Source organism: uncultured Azohydromonas sp. (genome assembly GCF_937926365.1).
GTDB lineage: Bacteria > Pseudomonadota > Gammaproteobacteria > Burkholderiales > Burkholderiaceae_C > Azohydromonas.
The window spans coordinates 19,822-29,524 of sequence record NZ_CALAOH010000114.1 but is presented as its reverse complement, the minus strand read 5'-3'; the positions used below and the strand labels follow the sequence as shown (position 1 = coordinate 29,524).

Below are 9,703 nucleotides of genomic sequence, written 5' to 3'. Positions count from 1 at the left end.
CACGGCGCTGGCAGGCGGGCCGGCGGCATCGGCGCCGCGGGCGGTGTAGTCGGGCCCGTTGGAGTTGCGGGCGCCGCGCATCTCGCGGCCCGCGCGGGCCGCGCCGGGCGGTGTTTCGCGGGTGCCGCTCATGCCGCCATCGACAGTCCCGGTGGAACCGGAGCCCGCGCCCATGAAGCCCGGGCCCGGGTTGCCGCTGCCCGGCATGCCACCCGCCTGGGCCTGCACCATGCCGGCGGCAACGGCGAGGGAGGCGGCGGCCAGCGCCTGCAGCACTTGCAGTGGTGTCTTCATGCGGTGCTCCTGTCCAGCCCTGGCCTGGCCAGCGGAGGCTGGCCCGCGCGGGCCGGAGACTTGTGGATACACACCCGGGTCGGCAACGGTGGTGCCTGACGCGGCGGACGCCTGCTCAATCTCATGAACGGCATGTGGCCTGCTGCGGAGGGTGAATGGGCTTCTCCCCTTCGTCGCGACTGCTGGCCCGTCCCATGCCCACGCCGCCCCTGGCGCACGAGGCGGGGCCGGGGCTGCACGAGATCGACGTGGGCGCCGGGCGTCCGGCCTTGGTGCACGTGCCGGCGGCCTGGACGCCAAGCCGGCCCGCGGCCTGCGCGGTGATCCTGCACGGCTCGGGCAGCGACCCGCGCCAGGGTCTGGCGTTGCTGGAACCGCATGCCGCCGCGGCCGGCGTGATCGTCGCGGCGCCGCCCTCCTCGGACTACACCTGGGACCGCATCCGGGGCAGCTTCGGCCCGGACGTGGCGATCATCGACCGGCTGCTGCGCTGGGTCTTCGCGCGCTACGACGTGGCGCCGCGGCAGCTGGCGCTGGGAGGCTTTTCGGACGGCGCCTCGTATGCGCTGTCGCTGGGACTGGACCACGGCGAGCTGTTCCCGCGGCTGATCGCACTGGCACCGGGCTTCGCGGCGCCGGTGGCCCCCCGGGGACGGCCGCGCATCTTCATCGCCCACGGCAACGCCGACCGCGTGCTGCCCGCGGCGCGCTGCAGCCGCCGCGTGGTGCCGATGCTGCAAGGGGCCGGCTACGAGGTGCGCTACCTGGAATTCGACGGGGGGCACGAGGTACCGTCGGAGGTGGCGAGGGAGGCGGTGGGGGAAGTGACGGCTTGAGGCGGAAAAAAGGATCGTGCGCAACCGAATGGCGACAATCGCCGGATGGCACAAGGCAAAAGAATCTCCACCGACATCGCCCCCGAGGCGCTTCAAACCATCCGCGAACTGGGCGCGGCAGCCAAGCGGGCCCGCATCGCCGCCGGCGAAGGACAAGCCGCCGCGGCGGAACGCCTCGGCGTGCACGTGCAGACGATCGGACGGATCGAAGCAGGCGAGCCGGGCGTGGCGGTGGGGCATGTGATGGGGTTGCTGGCGCTGTATGGGGTTTCGGTCAAGGTGCAGCCGCAAGACGGACAAGAGGTTTCTTCCAACTGACGCTTGAAGACAAAGCGCTTCTTGAAAACAAACCGTTGCGGCGAAATCAACCTCAACGGCAAACTGGCATGGAAACCGTGCTGGTGATGGAAAAAACCTGACCCTCCCCGCAGTTCTCGGTCAGGACTCCGCGCCGGCACAGCAGCCACCGCAATTTGAAAATCCAGCGTCCACTGTGGCATCCACCGAGGCGTGAGAAGGTGGCCATGGTGGCAGGCCACCACCATGGCCAGGAAATTCAGTGCTTGCCTTGCGGTACCAGCATGATGGCGGTCTGGCGCCCACCAATTCCCCACTGCGGCCAGCCCGCACCCACGATCACGCCGTTATTGTTGATGTCGTTTCCCTCGGTAAGCTGGTGCCAGCCCTGTGGTGCGCCCAGGCCGGACATGCCAATTTGTCCTTGTTTGGGATCCCACCGCGTCAGGTTTTCGTGGGGGTCGCCGTTGCGGTCGAAGTTATAGCCGACGACCACGCCCTTGTTGTTGATCGCCACGCCCACCGTACCAAAGCAGCAATTCGGGCGCTGCAGGTTCTCGACCTTGCCGTCCGTTGTGGCGAATACCGCGGTTTCGAAATCAAATGGCCGGTCGCTGCTCCACATGCTGCCGGTCACGTCGCCTTTGTCATTGACGCCCAAGGGCACCAGGTTGTCGAAGCCGGTCGGCGGACGCAGCAGTTCCGCGCGCCCCCGCTCTGGAAGCCGCACGCCCTGCTTGACGATCCGCCCCCCGATTTCCTTTTCCCTGAAGCCAATGATGTCGCCACGCTTGCTGATACCCGTGGCCTGGGAAGAGCGTCCGCCCCAACTGCCCAAATCGATCATGCGGCCCTTGTGGAAATAGAACCCGTGCGTCACGCCCGGCGCCACCTCGAACCAGCCCACGATTTCCGAGCGGTTGTTGATACCCGTGGCCACGGAATCTCCGCCAATGGGCGACATCAGCAATCTCAGCCCATGGTTCTTCCACAGAAAGGCCTGCTTCTTCTCCCCGCGCCAATACCAACCGACGATTTCTCCATCGTCGTTGATACCCGTGGCCTCGCCCGGCCCGTCGGTGTAGATGGGTATGGGCAGCTTGCCGAGTTGGAACAGGGCCGGGCGCTGTTTGCCGGCAATGTCGAAGGTGACGTAGCCTGCTGCCTTGCCGTTGCTGCTCAAGGACCGGGCATAACTGCTCTTGAAATCCGGAGAGCCCAAATCATGCAGTTGGTAGGTTGTCGTGGGCGGGGCCTTGGTTCCGCTGGCCGACATATTTCCTGGGCCTGCCCAGGCCATCGGCACCGAAACGGTTGCAGCCAAAATTCCGAAGAAATACGAGTGTTTCATGCCATTTCCCTCACAGGCCATGCCAAAGCCTGCACGGGACAGGGTAATGAGTGAACACCCTTGGCCTATCCCCGCGATTGAGCCATCGGCACCCGAAATTTCGTATCCATTGCCCGGGTTTTTCCCGGGCGTCACGGCAATTCCTGCTGCCTCAAGTGAACAAAGTCATTCCGCAGGCAATGAGTACCGCCATGATTCTTCGTATCGGAGCGTTCTCGAAACCGGCTGCCGGTGGGGCTCATTGAAATACGGGTGAGCACCCTGTTTCGAACCCTGACAGTTTCCCCTCACCCCTCCGGCAACCCCGCTGCCCGCAGCAACGCGACGTATTTGCCGCCCCACTCGCCGCTCCCCATTCCGGCCGGCGGCCAAGTGGCCTTGAGTTTCGCCACGCTCCAGCCCGGGTTGCGCGCCAGGAATTCGGCCATCACGCGCCGGCCCTGATCCACGTTTCCCATCTCCATCGCGGCCGCGGACACCACCAGCGGCGCGTAGCGGTTGCCTCCCGGCACCCGCATCGCTTTCTCGCCTGCCTCCAGCGCCCCTCGGGCATCGCCGCTGAACAGCCGTGCCCGCGCCAGCACGCCATAGAGCAGGCCCGTGTCCGGATCGTCCGGCCCGGCCAGCCGCAGCGCCTCGCCGGCCTCCCGCACGGCCGTGGCGGCGTCGCCCAGCCGCAGGTGCGCCACGGCGGCCCACATCCACGCCGGTGCGTAGCCCGGGTTGCCGCGCAATTGCGCCTGCACCAGTTCCAGCAACTGCTCCGGCGTGGCCGCGGGGTGGCGACCAGCCCGACCGGCCGCGTCCACCATCAGCACCATCTGCAGCTCGCGCGCCACGCGCGCGGTGAGCGCGGGCGGCAGCGCCGCTGGGTTCGTGTCCAGACTCTCCGCACGGTGCGACCACACCACTTCGCCCGCCTGCACGTCCACCAGCCGCAGGTTCAGCCACGCCCGCGCACCGGCGCGATGCAGGCTGCCCTCCATCACGTAGCGCACGCCCAGCTCGCGGCCCACATGGCGCGCGTCCTGGGCTTTGCCGCGGTAGCGCTCCGCCAGGCCGCGCGCGACCACGAACGTCCCGGGAATGCCGGTGAGGTCCGATGTGAGGTTGTCAGCGATGGCCTCGGCCAGCGCGTCCCGCTCGTGCCCGTTCACCGGCGAAGACAGCGGCAGCACGGCCAGCGAGAAGCGCGGCGGCTCCATCACCGCCGGGCGCATCGCCAGGCCCAGCGCCACCAGTGCCGCCACCGCCAGCACGAAGCCACCCAGCAGCCAGCGCAGCCGCGCGGCGCGCAGCGGGATCGGGAAGGCCGCGGCCTCGACGGGAGCCGCCGCCGCTTCGCCGTCCGGAACCGCTAAGGCCTGCTCCACCGCCGCCGCGCCAGCCGATGGTGGCGCCGCTTCCGCGGGCGCCCCGGCCGCGGCATCCGCGAAGGCATAGCCCACCCGCGGCAGGGTGCGGATGCGCTCGGCCGCCGGGCCCAGTGCGCGGCGGATCTCCTTGATGCACTGCGCCAGCGAGTCGTCCGTGACCACGGCATCGGGCCACACCTGCCGCATCAGCGCCTCGCGGCCCACCACGCGCCCTCGCTCCTCCAGGAGCACGGCCAGCACCGCGGCGCTGCGCGGGCGCAGCCGTGCCTGCCGCTCGCCCACGCGCAGCTCACCGCGCAGCGGGTCGAAGCTGCCGCCGGCAAAACGCATGGGGTGAAGGGGTGATTCCATCGCGCCGCCTGCCGGAACCGCCCGGCTTTCAAAGAGATTTCAGCCGCCTTCCCGCTTTTTTCAACCGATTTCCGCGACACCCGCGGGCGTCAGGCGTCCCATGACGGCCTCGGTCCGCGCACCCGGGCCGCCCTTCACAAGGAGCACGGCATGACCTCCCCCACCTTTGCCGCCGCGGCCTGCGCGGCGTTGTGCGCTTCAGCCGCCGCGGTTGCGGCGCAGCCCGAGGCTCCGGCCGACACGCCGGCCACGGCGCAGGCGCTGGTCGATGCGTTTGAAAACATCTCCGGCAAGCACCCGGGTTTCCGCCGCGGTGGGGCCAAGGGTCTGTGCGCCGAGGGGCATTTCACGGGCACGACCGAAGGCCGCGCGCTGTCCTCGGCTTCGGCCTTCGGCGGCGAGCGCATCCCGGTGGTGGTGCGCTTTTCCGTCACCGGCGGCAACCCGCGCGGCTCGGACAAGGCCCGCACCACACGCGGCCTGGCCCTGCAATTCGCCCTGCCCGGCGGCGAGCGCTGGCAGATGGCCAACATCTCGGCACCCATGAATGCCGTCTCGACGCCAGAAATCATGCTGCGCTCGCTGGAAGCGCGGAAACCCGATCCGGAAACGAAGAAACCCGACCCGGCCAAGATCAAAGCCTTCAACGAGGCCTATCCGGAAACCCGGGCGCAAGCGGACTGGCTGAACAGCCACGGCATTCCGGCCAGTTACGCGGCCGTGAATTACTGGGGCGTGCACGCCTTCCAGTTCACCACTGCCAAGGGGCAGTCGCAATATGCGCGCTGGGTTTTCGAACCCGCCGGCGGGCAGGAATTGCTGGACGACGAAAAGCTCAAATCGCTGCCCGATGATTTCCTGGCCGACGAGTTGCGGCGCCGCGTGGCGGGACGCTCGGCGGAATTCGCGATGCGGCTGCAATTGGCCGAGGCCGGGGACAACCTGGTGAATCCAACCCTGACGTGGCCTGAAAGCCGCAAAACCGTCACCGTGGGCCGGCTCGTGATCGACAAGGTGGAAAGCGGCCCGGGCGGCGCCTGCGACGCGCTGGTGTTCGACCCGAACGTGCTGCCCAAGGGCATCGCCGCCTCGGACGACCCGGTGCTGCGGGCGCGCTCGGGGGTGTATGCGGTGTCGGCGGGGAGGCGGCTGGCGGGGCAGTGAGCGCAGCGCACCCGTGCCACGTTCAGCGAGCCGGATCGCCTGTTGCCCCGCGTGCAGCGCGGCTCGGCGCCGCGGCGGCTTGCTCGCGCCGTTGCGTCATCTCGGCGCGCTTGAGGTCGGTCACGTCCTCCTGGCTGATCACCACGCAGCCGTCGGCACCCTCCAGTGGCGTGATGCGCACCTTGTACCAGCGGCTCTCCGCCGCGCCGGTGCATTCGTAGTGGTGCTTGGACCATGGCAGGTCCCCGCGCATGACGGCCTGGACGCCCCACAGCACGGCGGTCACGCCGTCGCGGTCGGCGGCGCCGGCGCGGCGCAGCACGTCCAGGCCGTTGCGGGCATCGGGCCCGGCCCCATGCGCCTGCGCGAAGCGCGCCCAAGCCTTGTTGGCGTCCACGATACGGCCCTCGCGGTCCACGATGGCCACGGTGGCGGCCACCGAGTCCAGGACGGCGCGCGTGAAGCCTGGGCCGGCTTCGAGCTGCGCCTGCCGCCCGGTGTCGCGGCGCGGCGCGCTCAGCTGCTGGGCCGTGGCCCGGGCCAGCGCCGCGAGGGCCAGCGTCAGCAGCAGCGCCGACGCGAACAGCCTGCGCTCGAAGCCGCGCGCCAGCGGCGCCGCGCTCACCGCGGCCATCACCACCAGCGGGTGCACCGTCGAGACGCGGTAGCCGACGAAGCGCTGGTCGTGGTCGAAAGGCGACACGCCCACGAAGGAGCCGCCGTCGCCGGCACCCACGCGCCGGGTGAACAGCGGATGGCCGCGCAAGTCCGCGCTGCCGAGGTCCGCGGGCGTGGGCTCGCGCAGCAGCAGGCGCCCGTCGCTGCGCCACAGCGACACCGCGCCGCCCGGCCCCAGGTTGAGCGAGCGGTAGAAGCCGCGGAAGTAGTCCGGCTCCAGTGTCGCGACCACCACGCCGGCGAAGTTGCCGTCGCGGTCGCTCACACGGCGGCTGTAGGTGAAGGCCCGCTGGCCCCAAGCGGTGTTGATCAGCGGCCCCAGGAACGTGATGTCGCCTCGACGGTGGGCCAGGAAGTAGTCGCGCAAGGCGAAGCTGCCGGGCAGCGCGGGCGGGAAGCGGGCCGAGTAGCTCATCACCCGGCCCTGGTGGTCCAGGACGACCAGGGCGCTGATCTGCTGCAACGACGCCGCGGCCACGGCCAGTTCCTCCCACTCCTGGCGCGACTGCCCGAAGCGGTCCAGGCCCTGGCGCCGGATGCGGTCGGCGACCTGGCGCAGGATCAGGTCGGCCGGGTCCAGCGAGCGGTGCACGTGCTCCAGCAGCGACTGCGCCACGCTGTCCATGCGCTGTTCCACGTCGTGCGCGACGCTCGCGCTGTCGTTGCCCAGGATCAGTGCCCAGGCTGCAACCAGTCCCGCCGCCGTGACGCCGGCCCCCGCCAGCGGCGCGGCGTGGCGGCGGCAGGTCCCCTCGGCCGTGGCGGCGAGGCACAGGCCGCCGATCGCCAGGGCCAGCACCATCTGCAGCACCGCCGCCTGCGGCGCCTGCATCCCCAGCAGCAGCCGCTCGCCGTTTTGCAGCCACCAGGCCGCATAGCCCAGAACCACGGTGCCGCACGCGGCCGCGCCTACCACCGCAGCCACCACGGCGCAGGCCATGCCGCGCCCGGCGCGGGGATCGAAGCGCAGCGCGGCCCCGGCCACCAGCGCGAAGCTCAGCGACGGCAGGGGCGGGATGACCAGGGCGGGAGAGGGGACCTGCGGCAGGGCGAAGACGCAGACCAGGCTGATGGCCGACACCGCCAGCAGCGGCAACGCGGCGTGCCGGGCGTGCAGCCGCGCGCCGGGGGGCCGGCCCATGGCGGCCACGGCCAGGCCAGCCAAGAGGAAGCCCAGCGCCGAGCCGGGCGTGATCGGCGACGCGCCGGGCAGGCCCAGGGCGAGCAACTGCCCATGGCCGTTGAGGTGAATCCCCAGCGCCAGCAGGCCGCAGGCGGCCACCAGCAGTGCACCGGCGCGGGCGCCGCGCTCGGTCCACAGCCGGAGGCTCATTTCTCGATGACGCACACGATGCCGGTCAATGCAAGCCTTACTTCGGACAACGAAGGATCGTTATCGTCGGCACGTCAGGAGGCACCTGTAGGGTGCGGCGGCTTGCTTTGGGTCGGTCGTGAGCGATTGGGCGGGAGAGGCGTGAAGTAATTCCGGTCTGATACCCCCGGAACCCTGCCATCCTGAAGGCACGGCGCCAACGCCGTCGCTCTCAGTCCGCCTGATTCGTCCGACCGGTGCCAGCACCGGCGCACCGCATGCCGGGGTGCTGAAAGGCGGGAAGGCGGCCAATGCCGCTTAAACGGCACCAGATCAGCGCATCCCGCGCGCTTTCCGACCGGACGGACGCACCATCTCGGTGCTTGCACACCGTCACACTACTGTGGAAAGAAACAGCGCTTTCCTGCCGCCAGAGGAGTACTCTGCCTGGAGAGTAGGCAAGGCGCCGCGGCTGGCGTCGAGGGCGTCCATGCGGCGGCCTGGTTTGTGCCTGGTCTGCATGTCGTCCGCGCCCGGCGCGGCCGTGAAACCCGACCCAGGAGCCCAAGCCATGGCCAGCCTACCCGTCTCGTCGCTCACACCGTCCCGGCGTGAAGCCCTGCGCGAGAACCTCCCGATCATCGTGCAGTTGCTCAAGCAGCATCTGGCCCGCCACATCCCCGACGGCTACGTCGAGGACTATCTGGCGCTGGACTGGCTGGAATGGCATGGCGGCACGCTGCGGCTGACGATCACGGGGCAGAACATCTGCCGTTACGCGATCTCGATGCAGGGCCGCGCGGCGTAGAGCCGTAGAGCCTGGTGCCCACAGCGACCTCAGCGGCGCTGCCGGCCGTAGCACACGCTTACAGCGTGCGGATGTTGGAGGCCTGCGGCCCCTTCTGGCCCTGGGTGATTTCGAACTCCACGCGCTGGTTCTCGCTCAGGGTCTTGAAGCCGCGGCCCTGGATTTCCTTGAAGTGGGCAAACAGGTCCTTGCCGCCGTCGTCAGGCGTGATGAAGCCGAAGCCCTTGCCTTCGTTGAACCATTTCACGGTGCCGGTCTGGGTAGTCATGTCGTCGATCCTTGTTGGGACGGTTGGGGGAAAAAAGTTTGGGGTTGCGTGCCGGGCTGCCCGGCATCAGCGCCTGTGGTGTGGCGCCGAGGGCGGCGGACCGCGGCGTTCCAGGTGGCGGAACGTGATGCGGCCCTTGCTGAGGTCGTAGGGCGAGAGCTCCAGCGACACGTTGTCGCCCGCCAGGATGCGGATGTGGTGCTTCTTCATGCGCCCGGCGGCGTAGGCCACGAGCTCATGCCCGTTTTCCAGCTTCACGCGGTAGCGCGAGTCCGGCAGGACTTCGTCGACCACGCCGTGCATTTCGATCAGTTCTTCCTTGGCCATGTGCTTGCTCCTGGTTCGAGAAGGACGGGAGGCCACGGCTGCGCCTGGCCGGCGGTGGTGCGGCCTATCCAGTCCAGTCCTTGGGTGGTGGCGTACTGCAGTGCTTCCTCGGCGGAGTCGAACTCCGGGACGAAGCGCAGGACGCGGTCATGGGTGGAACTGCCGCGCCCGCTGCGGATGGAGACGGACGAGGCATGACGACCCGGCCCTGCGGGGCGGGTCAGCGGGGAGACAAGGTACTTGCCTACCTGAATGGAGGAATCTATGAGGTACTTTCAATAACCCGGACCTTCAGCAAGGCCGGGCGGGGCTGGCAGGAAAAGCGCGCGAGACGCGCGCTTGCGGCGGATGAACTCGGTCCGGGCGTGGGCTGGCAGGGGTATTCGCTGCCGGCCTGGGGCAACCAGAACGTCGAGATCGCCGTAGCAATCAGCAGCCCTGGAAAAGGAGAGAGATCAACTCGTGATCCGGGCACCTGCCCGATACCGCCGATCTTTTGAAAGGGCCGCAGGCTACAGGTGCCAGGGCGGCAATGTACCACCCTTGATGTAACCCCCGCCCGGCAGGGTCTTGTGCACAAGGCGCCGCGCATGGGCGTGCCGCTTCGTCACCAGCGGTCGCCAGCGGCTTCCCGTGAACCC

General features: G+C 69.2%; 10 protein-coding genes and 1 pseudogene. 5 read left to right on the top strand and 6 right to left on the bottom strand.

Features of this window, described 5'->3' with window-relative positions; all coding sequences use genetic code 11:
* Positions 1 to 294, bottom strand: a pseudogene (locus Q0741_RS11670) (hypothetical protein); the annotation flags it as partial.
* 194 nt (positions 295 to 488) lie between these two features.
* Between Q0741_RS11670 and Q0741_RS11665 the strand changes: the two are divergent.
* On the top strand, positions 489 to 1,130 hold the full coding sequence (locus Q0741_RS11665; RefSeq protein WP_298233373.1) for an alpha/beta hydrolase-fold protein: 642 nt from the start codon (positions 489 to 491) through the stop codon (positions 1,128 to 1,130).
* 45 nt (positions 1,131 to 1,175) lie between these two features.
* Complete coding sequence (locus Q0741_RS11660; RefSeq protein ID WP_298233372.1) at positions 1,176 to 1,448, top strand: helix-turn-helix domain-containing protein; 273 nt, start codon at positions 1,176 to 1,178, stop codon at positions 1,446 to 1,448.
* Between the two features lie 238 nt (positions 1,449 to 1,686).
* Here Q0741_RS11660 and Q0741_RS11655 read toward each other — a convergent pair whose 3' ends face one another.
* On the bottom strand, positions 1,687 to 2,778 hold the full coding sequence (locus tag Q0741_RS11655) for a hypothetical protein (protein ID WP_298233371.1): 1,092 nt from the start codon (positions 2,776 to 2,778) through the stop codon (positions 1,687 to 1,689).
* A 287-nt stretch (positions 2,779 to 3,065) separates the two neighbouring features.
* Complete coding sequence (locus tag Q0741_RS11650) at positions 3,066 to 4,505, bottom strand: winged helix-turn-helix domain-containing protein (RefSeq protein ID WP_298233370.1); 1,440 nt, start codon at positions 4,503 to 4,505, stop codon at positions 3,066 to 3,068.
* Between the two features lie 150 nt (positions 4,506 to 4,655).
* On the opposite strand from Q0741_RS11650, the gene Q0741_RS11645 reads away from it, so the two are divergent.
* Positions 4,656 to 5,669, top strand: coding sequence for a catalase family peroxidase (locus tag Q0741_RS11645; protein ID WP_298233369.1), 1,014 nt, complete (start codon positions 4,656 to 4,658; stop codon positions 5,667 to 5,669).
* A 22-nt stretch (positions 5,670 to 5,691) separates the two neighbouring features.
* Here Q0741_RS11645 and Q0741_RS11640 read toward each other — a convergent pair whose 3' ends face one another.
* Positions 5,692 to 7,680 carry a cache domain-containing protein gene (locus Q0741_RS11640; protein ID WP_298233368.1) on the bottom strand — a complete coding sequence of 663 codons (1,989 nt, stop codon included), beginning with the start codon at positions 7,678 to 7,680 and terminating at the stop codon, positions 5,692 to 5,694.
* A gap of 550 nt (positions 7,681 to 8,230) precedes the next feature.
* Here Q0741_RS11640 and Q0741_RS11635 point away from each other — a divergent pair.
* On the top strand, positions 8,231 to 8,467 hold the full coding sequence (locus tag Q0741_RS11635; RefSeq protein ID WP_298233367.1) for a hypothetical protein: 237 nt from the start codon (positions 8,231 to 8,233) through the stop codon (positions 8,465 to 8,467).
* Between the two features lie 58 nt (positions 8,468 to 8,525).
* On the opposite strand, the gene Q0741_RS11630 is transcribed toward Q0741_RS11635, so the two are convergent.
* Both Q0741_RS11630 and infA read right to left on the bottom strand, forming a co-directional pair.
* The gene (locus Q0741_RS11630) at positions 8,526 to 8,735 is read right to left on the bottom strand and encodes a cold-shock protein (protein WP_298233366.1); all 210 of its coding nucleotides are present in this window, start codon (positions 8,733 to 8,735) and stop codon (positions 8,526 to 8,528) included.
* A gap of 66 nt (positions 8,736 to 8,801) precedes the next feature.
* Positions 8,802 to 9,062 carry a translation initiation factor IF-1 gene (gene infA, locus Q0741_RS11625; protein ID WP_298233365.1) on the bottom strand — a complete coding sequence of 87 codons (261 nt, stop codon included), beginning with the start codon at positions 9,060 to 9,062 and terminating at the stop codon, positions 8,802 to 8,804.
* Positions 9,063 to 9,256: 194 nt separating this feature from the next.
* Between infA and Q0741_RS11615 the strand changes: the two genes are divergently transcribed.
* A complete protein-coding gene (locus Q0741_RS11615) occupies positions 9,257 to 9,562 on the top strand; it encodes a hypothetical protein (protein WP_298233364.1) in 306 nt (101 codons plus the stop codon).
* Positions 9,563 to 9,703 lie beyond the last annotated feature (141 nt).